General features: G+C 60.6%; 8 protein-coding genes. 2 read left to right on the top strand and 6 right to left on the bottom strand.

Annotated features, from left to right (window positions below; genetic code table 11):
- The first annotated feature begins 539 nt into the window (after positions 1-539).
- Positions 540-2,711 (top strand): ATP-binding protein, encoded by a 2,172-nt coding sequence (locus Q0P52_RS17630; protein ID WP_293765773.1) that lies wholly within the window; start codon positions 540-542, stop codon positions 2,709-2,711.
- A gap of 87 nt (positions 2,712-2,798) precedes the next feature.
- On the opposite strand, the gene Q0P52_RS17625 is transcribed toward Q0P52_RS17630, so the two are convergent.
- The 5 genes from Q0P52_RS17625 to Q0P52_RS17605 all read right to left on the bottom strand — a co-directional run bounded on the left by Q0P52_RS17625 (position 2,799) and on the right by Q0P52_RS17605 (position 7,169).
- Positions 2,799-3,779: a GlxA family transcriptional regulator gene (locus Q0P52_RS17625; protein WP_293765772.1), complete on the bottom strand. Its 981-nt coding sequence runs from the start codon at positions 3,777-3,779 to the stop codon at positions 2,799-2,801.
- Positions 3,780-3,864: 85 nt separating this feature from the next.
- Positions 3,865-4,653, bottom strand: a complete 789-nt coding sequence (locus Q0P52_RS17620; RefSeq protein ID WP_293765771.1) for an ATP-binding cassette domain-containing protein — start codon at positions 4,651-4,653, stop codon at positions 3,865-3,867.
- Positions 4,654-4,675: 22 nt separating this feature from the next.
- Positions 4,676-5,407: an ABC transporter permease gene (locus Q0P52_RS17615; RefSeq protein WP_293765770.1), complete on the bottom strand. Its 732-nt coding sequence runs from the start codon at positions 5,405-5,407 to the stop codon at positions 4,676-4,678.
- The gene (locus Q0P52_RS17610) at positions 5,404-6,093 is read right to left on the bottom strand and encodes an ABC transporter permease (protein WP_293765769.1); all 690 of its coding nucleotides are present in this window, start codon (positions 6,091-6,093) and stop codon (positions 5,404-5,406) included. Before Q0P52_RS17610 ends, Q0P52_RS17615 begins: the two co-directional genes overlap by 4 nt.
- A gap of 311 nt (positions 6,094-6,404) precedes the next feature.
- Positions 6,405-7,169 (bottom strand): ABC transporter substrate-binding protein, encoded by a 765-nt coding sequence (locus Q0P52_RS17605; RefSeq protein ID WP_293765768.1) that lies wholly within the window; start codon positions 7,167-7,169, stop codon positions 6,405-6,407.
- A gap of 525 nt (positions 7,170-7,694) precedes the next feature.
- Here Q0P52_RS17605 and Q0P52_RS17600 point away from each other — a divergent pair.
- Positions 7,695-12,506, top strand: coding sequence for an NAD-glutamate dehydrogenase (locus tag Q0P52_RS17600; protein ID WP_293765767.1), 4,812 nt, complete (start codon positions 7,695-7,697; stop codon positions 12,504-12,506).
- Between the two features lie 177 nt (positions 12,507-12,683).
- Here the strand turns inward: Q0P52_RS17600 and Q0P52_RS17595 are convergent, their stop codons facing one another.
- Entirely contained in the window at positions 12,684-16,787 is a 4,104-nt protein-coding gene (locus tag Q0P52_RS17595; RefSeq protein WP_293765766.1) for an EAL domain-containing protein, read from the bottom strand.
- Positions 16,788-17,030 lie beyond the last annotated feature (243 nt).

Here is a 17,030-nt window from a genome sequence, read left to right as displayed (position 1 = left end):
GCCAGACTCCCCTTGACGAAGCCCAGCTCAGACGAGCTGGGCTTTGTGCATTGTGCTTGCCGGGTAGCCACGCGCCTGCCTTCGGCAAACCTTCCCGACCTGTCGTCGCTACCCGTACAGACCCTGGCCAACGCACGGCTTCTGCGCCGCCTCCCTATCGGGTCTTTGGCCTCCTTGCCAGCCTCTTCGGCAAACAGCATGTATATTTCATAAAAATTAGCGAGCTCTCAGGCTGTCTGGAGGAGGGGATGCCCCGTTCCAATGGCAAGTAAAAAGACATACGCAGACATACGATATCGATGATGGTCGGAGCGTTATACAATGTCTTCCTTGCTTATGCGCCGGCTTAGGCTCGCTGACAAAACCCCAGATCCTGCGTTGCGTTTCCTTGTCGTACTTCGTGTACTGATTGTGGTTGCGTGCCTTGGCTCAGGACCTCGACAAGGTTGTGTTAGCTGCTCTTGCTATGCTTTGCCACACTTACCAAACCGGGGAGAAGGATTCTGCGCCGCCGTTACCACTTTTTCATCCTGCTCTGGATGGGGGCTTCGCTGCTGATAGGCATCCAGTGGATGGTGTCTGAGTACCAGCGCGTGCAGGAGGAGTTCGACAGGGGAGCGCGCTTGGCGCAGAGCGCCGTTGCCCGCAAGCTTGATCAGAACGAATCAGTGTTGGCAGCGCTGGACGCATTGCTGATGTCACGGCAAAAGTTTGATATGCCGGTGCTGAAAACCTTTTCCCATCACATTCTTAGTCACTATCCGCAGTTGTATACCGTGGAGTTCTTGCAGAATGTGAATCGGGATGAGCGTACGCAATTTGTCGAGCAGATGGAGGAGCGCTTCGGCGATACCTTCTTCATCCGGGATTTCGATATCCGCGGCAAGCGCGCTTGGTCTCCTTCGCCAGTCAGAGACCAGCATCTGGTGGTCACCATGATCGAACCAGATATTCCTGCGGCAAGTTCGGTATACGGTTATGACGTATTGCATGATCCCTACTTTGCACCCGAGGTGCGCAGAGCGATCGTGACAGGGCAGAAGGTGGCCTCCAAGCCCTTTGATCTGTATGAGGGCGGCAAGGTGTATTTGCTGATGAAGCCGGTTTATCTCGGACCTGGGCATGAGTTGAGCGCGGATGCGCGCAATGGCCGCTTGATGGGCATGGTGGCCTTGCTGGTCTATTGCGATAAGCTGCTGTCCGGCTCGCTGACGGACAGTGTGCCGCAGGATCTGGATCTGGCGATTCAGTCTCGCGATGCGCGCGGGGAGCGCTTGTTTGGTTCTGAGAGTAAGCGCGGGGCCAGGGAGTGGTTGCCGGCGCTGCGTCATTTTGAGGTAACGCTGCCGTTGAGCAGCGATACGCAGCCGTTTTCGCTCAAGGTATCGCGTGATCTGTATTTCAGCGATATCAGGCTCGGCGGCTTACTGGTGCGCGAGGCGCTGATACTGCTGCTGGTGCTGTCGTTCTGGCTGGTCTACTCGCAGCGAATCGCCATGCTCAAGGTGCAGACGCAGGCCGACGAAGCTTTGTATCTGCAGAGCGAACGGGCCGCTGTGACGCTCAATGCCGTACATGACGGCGTGATCACGCTCAATCAGGAGCAGGTGATAGAGATGGCCAATCCCATGGCGCTGACCTTGTTGGGGATGGAGCCTGCTGAGGTGGTGGGGCAGCCCTTTCACAAGGTGTTTCGCTTGATTGGCGAGTTGTCTGCAGAGTTGGCCGAAGACCCAGTGTCGCAGTGTTACCGCGAAGCCAAACCGGTGGAGTTGCCTGATCGCATGCAGCTGACAACGGCGAAGGGCCATGTCCGTCTGGTGGAAGGCGCGGTAGCGCCGCTATTCTCTCGCAGTGGCGCGCTGAATGGCGTGGTCTGCGCCTTGCGCGATATGGGACCGGTGCGCATGCGCGCGGCAGAAGCGCTGGAAGCCAGCGAGTTGCGGGTGAAAGAGCACCTGGAGAAGTTGTCGCATGTGGCGCGCTTGCACACCATGGGCGAGATGGCTTCGGGTATTGCGCATGAGGTGAATCAGCCGCTGACCGCCATTTCCAATTATTGCCAGGCGTCCTTGCAGTTGCTGGATAGCGTTGAGGAGACGCGGCCGCAGATCGAATCCGCTTTGCGTCTTGCCGTGGCACAGGCCGATCGGGCGGGCGAAATCATCAAGCGCTTGCGCGCGCTGGTGAGCAAGCGGGCGGTGGAGACCCGGCTGATCGATCTGAACCAGGTGGTGGGCAACTGCATGTTCCTGGCGGAGTACGATCTCAAGGAGCGCGGTATCGAAATGGTGCAGTTGCTGTCGGTGTATCCGATGGTAGTGATGGCGGACAGCATTCAGATGGAGCAGGTGGTGCTTAATCTGCTGTCCAATGCCATGGATGCGTTGAAGGATGAACCAATGATGAAGCGCCATATCATCATTCACACCCGGCGCGAAGGCAGCAAGGCGATTCTGGAAGTGCGCGACACCGGGCGCGGCATCTCGCCGGAGTCGCTGGAAGTGTTGTTCCACCCGTTCTTCTCGACCAAGCCCAACGGCATGGGGCTGGGCTTGTCGATCTGCCAGACCATCGTCGAGCAGTATGGCGGGCTGATCAGTGCGGTGAATATTCCCGCCAGCGGGGCGTGCTTCTGCATTGAGCTGCCCTTGTCGCCCACGATATTGCAGCAAAGCCAGCAACCTGCAGCCAGGTTGGACAAGGCCTGATATTGGCAGTCCTGCCAAGCCTGAAATAAACAACGCCGGTGGCACATTGTGCCGCCGGCGTTTGCTTTTGGAGCTGAACAGCGTGCATCAGCCAGCCTGTTGCGTGCGCTGGGCACGCTCTTCGCGCGGCGTGATGCCGAAGTGATTGCGGTAGGTGCTGGAGAAGTGCGGACCGCTGGAAAAGCCGCAGGCCAGACCGATTTGCACGATGGACTTGCTGGTTTGCTGCAGCAATTGCCGCGCCCTGCGCAGGCGCAGCTCCAGATAGTATTTGGAGGGTACGGTGTTGAGATACTGCTTGAACAGGCGCTCCAGCTGACGGCGCGATACGCCCACGTAATAGGCGATGTCGTCAGTGGTGAGCGGCTCTTCGATATTGGCTTCCATCAGGCTGACCGCTTCCGTCAGCTTGGGTTGGCTGCCGCCGATGCGGGTGGCAAGCGGGATGCGCTGCCTGTCGCTGCCGGGGCGAATGCGTTCGGTGCTGAACAGCTCGGACAAGCGGGAGGCGAATTCGTGGCCGTGTTGCGAGCCCACGGTGGACAGCAGGAAATCCAGCGTTGCCGCACCACCGGCGCAACTGGATCGGTTGCGGTCGGCTTCGTAGAGATTGGACGTGACGATCACATCCTGGAATTCTTCGGTGAAGCGATTGATTTCCTGCCAGTGGATGGTGGCGCGGTAGCCGTTGAGCAAGCCGGCGCGGGCCAGCCAGTAACTGCCGCAACCGATGGCGGAGATGGGCAGCTTGTCCGGGTGCAGGCTGCTCAGGCCCTTGCTCAGTTCATCCTGATTGATGTCCGCGCCGAGGTCGTCGGCCAGTACAAACAATGCATCCAGCTTTGGGGCGTAGTTGAGCGGAAGATCCACTGCCAGTTTCATGCCGTTGGACATGACCACTGGCTGGCCGTCCAGCGACAGGGGCAGGAATTCGTACAGGCGCTTTTCGGCCAACTGGTTGGCACGGGTCAGCACCTCGCTGGCAATGGCGAAGTCCGCCATGGAGGCGTGCGGGAGCAGGAGAAAACCGTAACGTAGCGGTTTGGCAGCGTGCGGCTGATGACCCATGATGTCCGAAAAAAGTGAGCACTATACCAAAAAAGCACCCCATGCCGGAGGGCATGGCGGTGCTGCGGTGGCGCTATTGTACGATTTATTTAAGACTGCCGGAGATGAATTGTGCAAGCCGCTCGCTCTTGGGATTGACCAGCACTTCCTTCGGATTGCCTTGCTCTTCGATCTTGCCCTTGTGCAGGAAAATCACGTGGTTGGACACCTCGCGGGCAAAACCCATTTCATGTGTCACTACCACCATGGTGCGGCCCTCGCGCGCCAGGTCCTGCATCACGCGCAGCACTTCGCCCACCAGTTCCGGGTCCAGCGCCGAAGTGGGCTCGTCAAACAGCATCACTTCAGGCTCCATCGCCAACGCGCGGGCAATGGCCACGCGTTGCTGCTGCCCACCGGACATGTGAGCCGGGTATTTGTGCTCGGCATCCTTCAGGCCCACCTTGTCCAGATACTTGCGCGCGCGGACGATGGCATCGTCGCGCGACAGGCCCAGCACGTGAATGGGGGCTTCGATGATGTTTTCCAGCACCGTCATGTGCCCCCACAGATTGAAGTGCTGGAACACCATCGCCAGTTTGGTGCGCACTTGCTCCAGTTGTTTGTGGCTGGCGGCTTTCAGATAGCCGGTTTTCTTGTCGGCGGCCAGTTTCAGCTCTTCGCCGGTTACCTGGATGGTGCCGCTGTTGGGATGTTCCAGCAGGTTGATGCAGCGCAGGAAGGTGCTCTTGCCGGAGCCGGAAGAGCCGATGATGCTGATGACGTCGCCGGCGTGGGCGGTAAGCGACACGCCCTTGAGTACCTCGTGGTCGCCGTAGCTTTTGTGCAGATCGGTCACCTGCAGCTTGATGTTGGCCGAAGCATTTGCAGTCATGAAGTTTTCCTCGGGTGGGGTATCAGCTCTTGCGCGGCGCCAGGTAGGACAGCCAGCGTTTCTCGGCCGATCTGAACAGGGCGACGAACAGGAAGGTAAGCGCCAGATACAGGGCGCCGGCAATCAGGAAAGGCTCGAAAGCCATATAGGTGTCGCTGTAGATGCGGCGCGCCACGCCGGTGATGTCCGCCAGTGTGACCAGACCGGCCACGGCCGTGCTCTGCATCATCATGATCACCTCGTTGCTGTAGGCAGGCAGCGCGCGGCGCAGGGCTGAAGGGATGACGATGCGGCGCATCATCAGCCACTTGTTCATGCCCATGGCGCGCGCGGCCTCGATTTCGCCCCAGTGTGTGGCGCGAATCTGCCCAGCGATGATTTCGGTGGTGTAAGCCGCGGTATTGAGCGTGAAGGCCAGCACGGCGCAGAAGTAAGCCTGCTGCAAATACTGCCAGGCCCAACTGGCGCGGACGGCGTCAAACTGGGACAGGCCGTAGTAAATGATGAACAGCTGCACCAGCAGCGGCGTGCCGCGGAACACATAGGTAAACAACCAGACCGGCCCGGCCACAAGCCGGTTTTTTGATACCCGGCCCAGCGCCAGTGGGATGGACAGCGCCAAGCCGAACAGCAGCGCCAGCGCCAGCAGCTGCAGCGTCATCAGCAGGCCGTCGCTGGTGCTCATCACCGGCTGGCCGTCGCTGGCGCCGAAGAAGGCGGGCAGCTTGTCGGCGATCAAATGCAGATCGATCACAGTTCACTCTCCTTCAGTCCGGTCGCGTAGTGCTTTTCCAGCGCGCGCAGCAGCAGGTTGGATACGGTGGTGATGGCCAGGAACAGCCCGGCAACCACCATGTAGACATTGAAGGGTTCCTGCGTGGTGGATTTGGCCGCATCGGCGCGATACATCACATCATTGAGGCCAATCACCGACACCAGTGCGGTGGACTTCACCAGTACCAGCCAGTTGTTGGAAAAGCTGGGCAGGGCGAAACGCACCATCTGGGGGAAGGTAATGCGGAAAAACACCCGCAACGGTCCCATGCCGTAAGCGTAGCCGGCCTCCATCTGGCCTTTGGGCACCGCCATGATGGCGCCACGGAAGGTTTCGGTCATATAGGCGCCGAAGATGAAGCCCAGCGTCAGCACGCCGGCAACAAAGGGGTCGATGTCGGGCGCGGGCCAAGCCATCGCGGCGCACAGGTCGTTGAGCAACATCTGCACGCCGAAGAACAGCAAAAACATCCACACTAGGTCCGGTACGCCGCGCACTACGGTGGAATAGAGTTCGGCCAGCAGGCGAAGTGGTCTGGACGGGGCCATTTTGAACATGGCGCCAATCAGGCCCAGCGCCACCGACACCGCCAGCGCGGCGCCAGCCAGCTTCAAGGTCAGCACCGCTCCTTCGAGGATGCTGGGTAGGTAACCTTGCAAGAACATTGGGAAGCTCCCCGGGAATACGTTGGAAGAGGAGGACATCGCATTGCTGTGCGCCTGCCGTTGCATTGCGCCCGCGCTGCAGCCGGGTTGGCCGAAGAGGGGACGGCAACGCCCCTGCCGGGTGAGCGGCATGAGCGTGGTCTGCAACGGGAGGACGCCGGCAACGGCAGTTGCCGGCGAGACAGCGGGACGTTGGGCTTGGAACCGCTAACAAAACCTCGTAGAGGCTCTGAGCCAAGGCGCGCGACGCAGGCAGTACCCGAAGTACGACAAGGAGGCGAGCGCAGGATCAGGGCTTGGGTCAGCGGGTCTTAGTTGCCGTAGACGTCGAAGCGGAAGTACTTGTCCTGGATCTTCTTGTAAGCGCCGTCCTTGCGGATGTCGACGATGGCCTTGTTCAGACGGTCCACCAGTGCCTTGTTGCCCTTCTTCACGGCAATGCCGGCGCCCAGGCCGAAGTACTTCACATCGGCGTAGTTGGGGCCGACAAAGGCATAGCCCTTGCCGCCGTCGGTCTTGAGGAATTCCTGGTCGCCCACTGCGCCGTCAACGAAAACGGCGTCAACGCGGCCGGCTTTCAGATCCAGGAAAGACTCGGGCGATTTGGTGTAGGCCACAACGGTAGCGCCGTTTTTGCCCCAGAAGTCCTTGGCGAATTTTTCCTGGGTGGAGGCACGCAGCACGCCGATTTTTTTGCCCTTGAAGGAGGTCTGGCTGACCTGGGTGCCTTCCTTGGCGATGATGCGGCTGGCGATGTTGTAGTACTTGTTGGTGAAGTCGACGGCTTTCTTGCGCTCTTCGGTGATTTGCATCGAAGACAGGATGGCGTCGAACTTGTTGGCGTTGAGGGCCGGAATCAGGCCGTCCCAGTCTTGCGGGACGATCTGGCAGGTGACTTTCATCGAGGCGCACAGGGCGTTCGCCATGTCGATGTCAAAACCTTGCGGTTTGCCGTCCGCGCCTTGTTTGGAGAAGGGCGGGTAGTTGAGGTCGACGCCGAAACGCACGGTTTCAGCCTGGGCGGCAAATGCGGAAACGCTGGCGGTCAGCGCGGCGGCAAGGAAAACCTTCTTCATATGATGTGTCTCTTTTTCTCGCAGGGACGACCGTTGGCGGCCTGCCCCGGGCAATGTAAACCCGATCCGATGGGGATTCCCGCCACTCTGTGCGGCAAGACGGACCGGAGCCTGTTATTGTTATGTCTGCTTTGCACCGGGTAAGCGGTGCGCGCTGGACAAAATGTTGGCATGGAAAACCCTTGTCCAACAATCCGCCAGAAACAGGCTACAACTGGACGGAAGGTACCGCGCGCATTCTACCCTTATTTGTATACAATGTGAAACATACAAAAAATCAAAGAGTTATGTGCGGACAGCAGGATTGTATACAATGCAAGGCGCCAAAGCCTTTTTGTAATTGATCGTCGCATTGCTATAAGGCTTGGTGTGGGAGAAAAATCCGGTTACTCATCCCGGCCGGTTTTTCATGCTGCAATGCATCCCATGTTTCTGTACGTCGGCGTCGCAATATGGAAATCCCGCAGGTAGCGGGGTTACTACAATGCCCCCGACACACTCCGTGCATACAACAAGAGAAGCCCCATGTCGCTTACCAACAAGACCGAACTGGCCAGCCTGATCGCTGATATCCAGGCTGTTGCCGAGAGCAAGCTTTCTTCCAAGGAGACACAAAAACTGGCGTCGTTCTTCCCGATCTACTTCGAGGAAACCGAACACGCCGACCTGCGGCAGTTCTCGTCGCTGGACCTGTTCGGCGCGGCGCTCGCGCATTACGAATTTGCCCAGAAGCGCGCCCCGGGCGTACAGAAGGTGCGCATTTACACCCCCGATTTCGAACGTGACGGCTGGCAAAGCACACACTCCGTGATCGAGATCGTGAACGACGACATGCCGTTCCTGATCGACTCGGTCACCATGCTGCTGGCGCGTTACAACATCAATCTGCACTTGCTGGTGCACCCGGTGCTGTCGGTCGGTCGCGACAAGAACGGCAACATTGTCGAGATCCGCCGCACAGAAGACCGCAGCCTGCCGCTGGAATCCTTCATTCATGTGCAGATCGACCGCGTCAGCGACGCGGCCACCCTCGCTAAGCTGGAAGCGGAGTTGACCCGCATCATCACCGACATCCGTCTGGTGGTGAGCGACGAGCCCAAGATGCGCGACATGGTGGGCAACATCGCCAAAGACCTGGGCAAGCTCAAAGGCCCGCGCGCCGATGAGGCCAAGGAAGCCGTTGACTACCTGCAGTGGATGGCCGGCAATCACTTCCTGTTCATGGGCTACTGCGACTACGATCTGGTCAAGCGCGACGGCAAGGACAGCCTGAAGATCGTCAAGGAAAGCGGCCTCGGCATCCTGCGCGATCAGGGTGACAAGGAATACTCCGCCAGCTTTGAGCTCTTGCCGCAGCAACTGCGCGAACTGGCGCACCTGCCGCAGCTGATCATCCTCAACAAGTCCCAGACCCGCTCCCTGATCCACCGTCCTGCATACGTCGATTTTGTCGGCATCAAGCGTTTCAACGACAAGGGCGAAGTGATCGGCGAGCGCCGCTTCCTGGGCCTGTACACCGCCAGTGCTTACCAGGCGTCGCCGAAAGACATCCCCATCATCCGCAAGAAAGTGGCGGGCGTGGTGGCCGGTTGCGACTACGTTGACGACAGCTACAAGGCCAAGACCCTCAGTTTCGTGCTGGAGTCCTATCCGCGCGACGAACTGTTTGAAATCCCGGCGGAAGTGCTGGGCCCGATCGCCGAAGGCATCGTCAGCCTGCAAGAACGTCCGCGCGTGCGCCTGTTTGTGCGCACCGACCGTTATCACCGTTATGTCAGCTGCCTGGTGTACGCGCCGCGCGACAGCTTCAACACCGAAGTGCGCCTGAAGATCGAAAAGGTGCTGATGGCGGCTTTCAACGGCAATGCCGCTGAATTCAGCGTGCAGATCAGCGACAGCTCGCTGGCTCGCGTGCATTACATCATCCGCACCAACGCCTCCAAGCTGCCGGCCTTCCGCGAAGCCGACATCGAAGCCGAAATCGCACGCCTGGTGCGCGGCTGGGTGGAGGAAATGCATCAGCAACTGGTGGAAATCCACGGCGAAGAAACCGGCAATTTGCTGTTCAAACGCTATCGCAGCGCCTTCCCAGTGGCCTATCGCGAAGAGTTTGCGGTACGCAACGCCGTACTGGACATCCAGCTGCTGGAGTCCGTCAGCGAAGCCAGCCCGCTGGGTATGAAACTGTACCGCCCGTTCCATCGCGACAATCAGGCTTTCAATCTCAAGCTGTTCCGCTTCAACGAGGCCATGAGCCTGTCTTCCAGCCTGCCGATTCTGGAAAACATGGGCGTGAAGGTGCGCGATGAGCATCCGTACTGCGTCACCCGTGAAGACGGCAGCAGCGTCTGGATCAGCGATTTCGGTCTGGACGTAGGCGCTTTCTTCGACCAGATGTCGGACGAAAGCGTACAGAAGGACTTCCAGGAGCTGCTGGCGCAAGTGTTCGCCAAGCGTTGCGAAAATGACGGCTTCAACCGTCTGGCGCTGATTGCCGGGCTCGACTGGCGCGAAATCTCGCTGGTGCGCGCGTTGGCCAAGTACCTGCGCCAGGGCGGCCTGACTTTCAGCCAGAGCTATCTCGAGCAGTGTGTCGCCAATTACCCAGACATCACCCGACGCTTGGTGGGCCTGTTCGAAGCCCGTCTGGACCCGGTCAAGGCCGACGACGCCCGCGCCGAGGCCCTGTTGGCCGAAGTGAAGACGCTGCTGGACAACGTGGCCAACCTGGACGAAGACCGCATCCTCAACGGCTTCCTGTCCGTGATTCTGGCGACCCGCCGCACCAACTTCTGGCAGAAGGACAAGGACGGCCAGTTCAAGTCCTATATGTCCTTCAAGCTGGAATCCGGCGCAGTGCCTTTCCTGCCGCAGCCGCGCCCGATGTTCGAAATCTGGGTGTACAGCCCGCGTGTTGAAGGCGTGCATCTGCGCGGCTCCAAGGTGGCGCGCGGCGGTCTGCGCTGGTCGGACCGCATGGAGGACTTCCGCACCGAGGTGCTGGGCCTGGTGAAGGCGCAGATGGTGAAGAACTCCGTGATCGTGCCGATGGGTTCAAAGGGTGGTTTTGTCGGCAAGCAATTGCCGGCGCCGAGCGATCGCGAAGCCTTCCTCGCCGAAGGCATCGCTTGCTACAAGATCTTCATTTCCGCGTTGCTGGACGTGACCGACAATCTGGTGAGCGGTCAGATCGTGCCGCCGGTCGACGTGCGTCGCCTGGACCCGGATGATCCGTATCTGGTGGTAGCGGCCGACAAGGGCACCGCCACCTTCTCCGACATCGCCAACGGCATTTCCGAAGCCTACGGCTTCTGGCTGGGCGACGCCTTCGCTTCCGGCGGTTCCGCCGGTTACGACCACAAGGGCATGGGCATTACCGCGCGCGGCGCCTGGGAGTCGGTAAAACGCCACTTCCGTCACTTGGGCGTCAACACCCAGGAGCAGGATTTCTCCGTTATCGGCATCGGCGACATGGCCGGCGACGTGTTCGGCAACGGCATGTTGCTGTCGGAGCACATCTGCCTGAAGGCGGCGTTCAACCACCTGCACATCTTCCTGGACCCGACGCCCAACGCCAAGGCGAGCTTCGCCGAGCGCGCGCGTCTGTTCAATCTGCCGCGTTCCAGCTGGACCGATTACAACCGCGAACTGATCTCGAAGGGCGGCGGCATTTTCGAGCGCTCCGCCAAGTCCATCCCGCTGTCGCCGGAAGTGAAGGCATGGCTGGAAACTGACAAGGATCACATGGCGCCGAACGAGCTGATCCACGAGATCCTCAAGGCCAAGATCGACTTGTTGTACAACGGCGGCATCGGCACCTACATCAAGGCCTCCAGCCAGAGCCACGCCGACGCCCGCGACCGCGCCAATGATCCGGTGCGCGTCAACGGCAACGAGCTGCAAGCCCGTGTTGTAGCGGAAGGCGGCAACCTCACCTGCACCCAGTTGGGTCGCGTCGAGTTTGCGCTGGCTGGCGGCCGCATCGCCACTGACGCCATCGACAACTCCGCCGGCGTGGATTGCTCCGACCACGAGGTGAACATCAAGATCCTGCTGGGCGCGGTCATGCAGGCCGGCGACATGACGCTGAAACAGCGGAATGAGTTGCTGGCTGAAATGACCGACGAAGTGGGGCATTTGGTGCTGCGCAACAACGTGCTGCAAACCCAGGTGCTGGCCATCAAGCGGCTGGAGGCGGCGTCCATGCTGTCCACCCACGCCCGCATGATCACGCACATGGAAAAGACCGGTGAACTCAATCGCGAGATCGAGTACCTGCCGTCCGACACCCAGATCAACGAGCGTCGCCTGGCCCGCCAGGGTCTGACCGTGCCGGAGATCGCCGTGTTGCTGGCCTACAGCAAGATTTCGCTGGATCAGGCCATTCTGGCGACGGATGTGCCGGATGACGCCGACTTCCTGCCGGTGCTGGTGAACTACTTCCCGAAACCGCTGCAAGAGCGCTTCGGCAAACAGATGGAACAGCATCAGCTGAAGCGCGAGATCATCGCCAACCAGCTGGCCAACCAGATCATCAACCGCATGGGCACCACCTTTGTGTTCCGCCTGCAGGAGGAATCGCCGTTCTCCGCGGCCGACATCGCCCGCGCATGGTGGATCGCCAGCCGCGTGTTCAACGCGGAAAGCCTGTGGGGCCGCATCGAGGCGCTGGACAACCTGATCCCGGCCGACCAACAGATGCAGATGATGGTGCTGGTGCGCACGCTGATCGAGCGTGTTACCCGCTGGGTGCTGCGCAACAAGCGTCCGTTCACCTCGGTGAACGCCGTCATTGCCCAGTACGCCGACAAGGTGCAAGCGCTGCTGGCCAAGCTGCCGGCGCTGGTGTCCGCTGCCCAGTACCCGGCCGTGGCCGAGCTGGAAGCCCGTCTGGACATGGCGAACATGCCGAAGGATCTGGCCAGCGTGCTGGCTCGTCTGGAGTTCGCCGTACCACTGATGGACATCATCGAAATCGCCGAAGGCGGCGAGCTGACGCTGGATGAAGTGGCGCAAAACTACTACCAGCTTGGCCGCACGCTGCAACTGGACTGGCTGCGCGACGCCATTACCGGCCTGCCGCGCGACAACCGCTGGCAGTCGCTGGCCCGCTCCGCGCTGCGCGATGATCTGTATCGCCTGCATCGCAAGCTGAGCAAGCTGGCGCTGAGCGAGGCGTCGGCCGACAAGGCCTTCGCAGATGTCTGGCTGACCAAGCGACGCGGCGAGCTGGACGTGTGCTACCAGATGTTTGCCGAGCTGCAGTCTTTCAGCTCGCTGGATCTGGCCATGCTGTCAGCCGGCATGCGCGAGCTCAACAACCACTTGCTGGCCTGAGTTAGCCGGCGCAAGCCTCTGCAGTAAAACGAAACCGGCCCCTGGGGGCCGGTTTTTTCATGTCTGCGCGCTGGCAAGCTGACGTGCTGGTCGCGGCTTGCAAGGGATGGGTTGGCAGGGGCGGGCCTGACGGAACAAGGCAAGCGTTGCAACGAAGGGGCTGGGGGGGAGCATGTCTTAGCGGCTGATGCTCTGCAGGCGCTCACTGATGCGGCTGGATTGCAGCAAGGCCTCGAAGTCTTCCACCGACATGGGTTTGGCAAAGTGGTAGCCCTGGCCGAACTCGCAACCTTCCTCCACCAGAAAACGCAGTTGCTCCTCGGTCTCAATACCCTCCGCCACCAGTTGCATGTGCATGGTGCGGGCCAGCGAGATGATGGCGCGGCAGATGCCGACATCGTTTTCGTTGTGCGGCAGGCCGCGGACGAAGGATTTGTCGATTTTCAGGGTCTGGATGGGCAGTTGCTTGAGATAGGCGAGCGAGGAGTAGCCGGTGCCGAAGTCGTCAATGGAGAGGTTAACGCCCAGCTCGCGCAAATTGCGCAGCACTTTCAGGCTCTCATCCGGGCGGTGCATGACGAAGGATTCGGTGACTTCCAGATCCAGCTGTTCCGGCGACAGGCGGAATTCGTTCAGCGCGTGCTGCAGGGTTTCCTGCAAGGGCGCGCGGCGGATCTGCGGTCCGGCGATGTTGATGCTGATCATGCCCGGTGTCAGGCCCATGTCCAGCCATTTGCGTATCAGCAGGCAGGTTTGCCGAAGGGTCCATGCGCCAATGGGAATGATGAGCCCCGTCTCTTCCGCCAGCGGGATGAACACATCCGGCGGCACGCGTCCCAAATCCGGGTGGTGCCAGCGCAGCAGCACCTCGGCGCCGCTGAGTTTGCCGTCGGTCAGCCGGTATTTGGGTTGCAAGGCTAGGTGCAGTTGTTTGCGCCGCAGGGCAGTACGCAGCTCCTGCTCCATCTTTACCCGCAACATGGCGTGACGGGTGAGCTCTTCGGTATAAAAGTGGAAGCAGGATTTGCCCTCGGCCTTGGACTGGTACATGGCGATATCGGCATTGCGCATCAGGGTTTCCGCATCCAGGCCATCGCGCGGGAACAGGCTGATGCCGATGCTGGCGGTCACCATCATTTCGTGGCCGTCCAGCAAGAAGGGCTTGCCGCAAGCGGCCACCAGCTTGGCGGCGATGTCTATCGCCGGGTTGTCCGAAGACTGGTTTTCCAGCAGCACAAGAAACTCGTCGCCGCCGATGCGCGCCACGGTGTCGGACTTGCGCACGCAGGTCTTCAGGCGGGTGGCCACTTCCAGCAGTAGCCGGTCGCCGGTGCTGTGGCCCAGGGTGTCGTTGACCTGTTTGAAGTTGTCCAGATCGATAAACAGGATGGCGACGCCTGCGCCGCTGCGCTTGGCGTTTTCGATCGCGTGATCGAGACGGGACAGGAACAACAGGCGATTGGGCAGGCCGGTGAGCGAGTCAAAGTGCGCCAGCTTTTCCAGATCGGACTCGGATTTCTTGATCTGGCTGATGTCGGAAAACACGCCAACATAATTGGTGACGACGCGCTGATCGTCGTATACCGCGCTGATGGTCAGCCATTCCGGGTAGATGTCGCCGTTTTTGCGCCGGTTCCAGATTTCGCCCTGCCAGTGGCCGGTGACGCGGATGGATTCGTGAATTTGCTGGTAGAAATGGTGGTCGTGCTTGCCGGACTGCAGCACTCGCGGATTTTTGCCAATGATTTCCTGCCGGCTGTAACCGGTAATCTGGCTGAAAGCCGGGTTGACGTCGAGAATGCTGAGATCGCGGTCGGTGATCATCACGCCTTCCAGCGTATTTTCGTAGACCGTGGCTGATTGGCGCAGCAGCAGTTCCTTCTGCTTGGCTTCGGTGATGTCCTGCAAGGTGCCGGTCATGCGCAAGGCGCGCCCGTTGTCCGACACGCGCACGATGGCCTGCTGGCACACCACCCGTTCGCTGCCGTCCGGACGGATGATGCGATGCTCCAGTTCTAGCGGCGTCAGTCTCTCCAGCGAGCGGTTGATGGCCTGGCGCACCAGTTTGCTGTCCTGCGGGTGGATCAGTCCGAGGAAATTGTCGTAGCTGCTGTCGATTTGCTCCGCATGCAGCCCGGCAATGCTGTACACCTCTTCAGACCAGTGCATGCTGTCGTGCAGGATGTCCCATTCCCAGCTGCCCACGCGCGCAATGCGCTGGGCTTCCAGCAAACGGCGACGGCTTTCGGTCAGCTCCAGCGTGCGGTAGTACTGTTCGATCGAGCCAGCCAGCATTTCCGCCACCGACTGCAGCATGCGGCTTTCAATCCATAGCCAGTGTCGGTCGCTCTGGCAATCCATGATGATCAGTTGGCTGATCTCCTGCTGCTGACGCAGGGGTGCGATCAGCAGCGAGCGGCTGCCGTTGACGCGCATCAGCGCTTTGAGGGTGCCGCCTTCCGCCGGCAGGCTGGTGTCGGCGTCTACTGTCAGGAAGCCCTGGCGCTCCAGTTCGCCGCACAGCCAATCCATGCCGCTGGTGGGAATATTCAGGGCATTGGGCAAGGGCAGGCCGTCTTCGCCCGTTTTCTGCCACAAGTGCGTCAACAGGCTGCTGCGCTTGAGCCGGTCAAGCCGTATCAGGCAGCCCCGGTCGGCATGCAGCATGCTGCCCACTCGGCCCAGCATGTCCGGCAGACGGTCCCACAGGGTTTCGATCGGGTCGTTGGCCAGTTGGGTGGACAGCGTGCCCAACAGGGATTGGATGTCCAGGTGGCGCTTCAGCAGCAGTTCGGCTTCGCGCCGTTCGCTGACGTCACGGAAAACCGCCATCAGGCAGGGTGTCTGGCCAAAACGGATGGGAGAGCTTTTGACGTCGGCGTAGAACAGGCTGCCGTCGCGGCGCTTTACCGGAATCTCCGAGGCGATGGCCAGCCGGCCCTCATTCATCTGGCGCATGGTTTTACGGATGTCTGGCAACTCGCTGTCGGGGTGGATGTGCGGCATGCTGAGGCCAGTCAGCTGGCCGCTGGTGTAGCCCAGCATCTGGCACATGGCCTGATTGGCGAAAATAAAGCGGCCGCTGGATTTCTCTGACACCAGAATGCCGTCGCCAGTGGCTTCGACAATGGTGCGAAAGCGGTCTTCTGATTCGCGCAGCGCGTTCTCCGCCAGGGTGCTGGCAGTGATGTCGCGGCCGCTGATAAGGTAGCGCTGCTCGGGCAGGGGGACGCCGTTCAGTTCCATGATCAGGCTGCGTCCATCTTGCCGGCGCAACCTGAACTCTCCGCGTAAAAAGCCGTTGTGCTGCAGCGCCTGAAACTCGCGCAAATGGCGCGGCATTTCTTCCGGCGGGCTCAGGTCGGTGAGGTTGAGGCGCAGCATGTGCTCGCGCGTATAGCCCAGCAGATTGCAGGCAGCGTTGTTGGCGTAGCTCAGACGGCCGCGAGTGTCGGTGACGATGGTGGCGTCGGCGGCGTTTTCCATGGCGATGCGGAATTCCGCGTTTTGCCGGTCTGCCTGTTGCCTGCGTTCGCGCTGTTCCAGCGCCTGCTCCAGGCACTGCGCCAAGCGGTACAGGCGTTCGCTTTCGGTAGCCAGAAAGGTGGAATCCGTCTCATCGCCGGCCAGGCTCAGCTCGAGGTCGCCGGCCACTTGTCCGTCCACCAGCAGGGCTATGTGCAGGCGGGTGCGGTCTGCATCGTAGGCTTCGCTGCAGACATGCCATTGGCGAAACAGCAGGTGGATGCCGCAGGCGGGTGGCCAGCCGAGGCCGGCGGGCAGCAGCTCTGCTATTTGCTGCAGGGCGGTTGAGAGTTCGCCGGGGGCGGCGAGCAGGCGGTTGATGGCGTGCGCGCAGCGCCATTCGCGCTGATGTGCTTCGCGTTGGCGCTGCTGTTCGTGTTCCAGCGAAGATGCGGCATAGCGCAACAAGAGATCATGGCTGTCGCGGTGGCGTCGCCGCCAGTGCCGAAGCGCGCCGCGCAGCGCGTCATGGGCGGCGTCTCCGGGCTCGCTCAGCGCCGTGTCGATCTTTTCCAGCAGTTGTTGGTGTTCGGCAAGGTGGCCGTCTGCCGCTGCGCTTTCCAGCCCGCAACGATGAATCAGCGCGTCCTCTTGGTGGAACAGTTGGCCGAAGGCCTCGCGCAGGCGCGCGCACAGTGCCGCATCGCGATCGCCGCCGTCATCCCACTGGCGCAGCAGCCCGGCGATGGGTAGGTGCAGTTTGTCCAGCCGCGCCAGTTCCGACTCTCGTGGCAGATTCCATTCATGCATCGGCATGTGGCGCAATCCTGATCATTGAACGATTGTGCGTCACGGGCTACGCCTCCTCGCCGGGCGCCGCCTGGCGTCGTGCGCGGCAGGGGCGGTCGATGTCGGCTTTTGTCCTTATGGTGCGCGCAAGGGCTCATTCTAACGGAGCCGGGCTTGGCGACGGGCGATGCATCTGGCATGTCCGTGCTTTTATTGATAGGCCTTCACCGATGAAAATGGAAGAAAAACCGCAGCCGGTTCTAAGACGTT

Origin of the sequence: uncultured Aquitalea sp. (assembly GCF_945957525.1) — a bacterium.
Classification (GTDB): domain Bacteria; phylum Pseudomonadota; class Gammaproteobacteria; order Burkholderiales; family Chromobacteriaceae; genus Aquitalea.
This window is presented reverse-complemented; position numbering and strand designations above follow the sequence as displayed.

What these genes read in the sequence shown, in the direction of transcription:
- Q0P52_RS17600 (WP_293765767.1), top strand. Translation starts at nt 7,695, where the DNA reads ATGTCGCTTACCAACAAGACCGAACTGGCCAGCCTGATCGCTGATATC.
- Q0P52_RS17625 (WP_293765772.1), bottom strand. Translation starts at nt 3,779, where the DNA reads ATGGGTCATCAGCCGCACGCTGCCAAACCGCTACGTTACGGTTTTCTC.
- Q0P52_RS17630 (WP_293765773.1), top strand. Translation starts at nt 540, where the DNA reads ATGGGGGCTTCGCTGCTGATAGGCATCCAGTGGATGGTGTCTGAGTAC.
- Q0P52_RS17610 (WP_293765769.1), bottom strand. Translation starts at nt 6,093, where the DNA reads ATGTTCTTGCAAGGTTACCTACCCAGCATCCTCGAAGGAGCGGTGCTG.
- Q0P52_RS17595 (WP_293765766.1), bottom strand. Translation starts at nt 16,787, where the DNA reads ATGCCGATGCATGAATGGAATCTGCCACGAGAGTCGGAACTGGCGCGG.
- Q0P52_RS17605 (WP_293765768.1), bottom strand. Translation starts at nt 7,169, where the DNA reads ATGAAGAAGGTTTTCCTTGCCGCCGCGCTGACCGCCAGCGTTTCCGCA.
- Q0P52_RS17620 (WP_293765771.1), bottom strand. Translation starts at nt 4,653, where the DNA reads ATGACTGCAAATGCTTCGGCCAACATCAAGCTGCAGGTGACCGATCTG.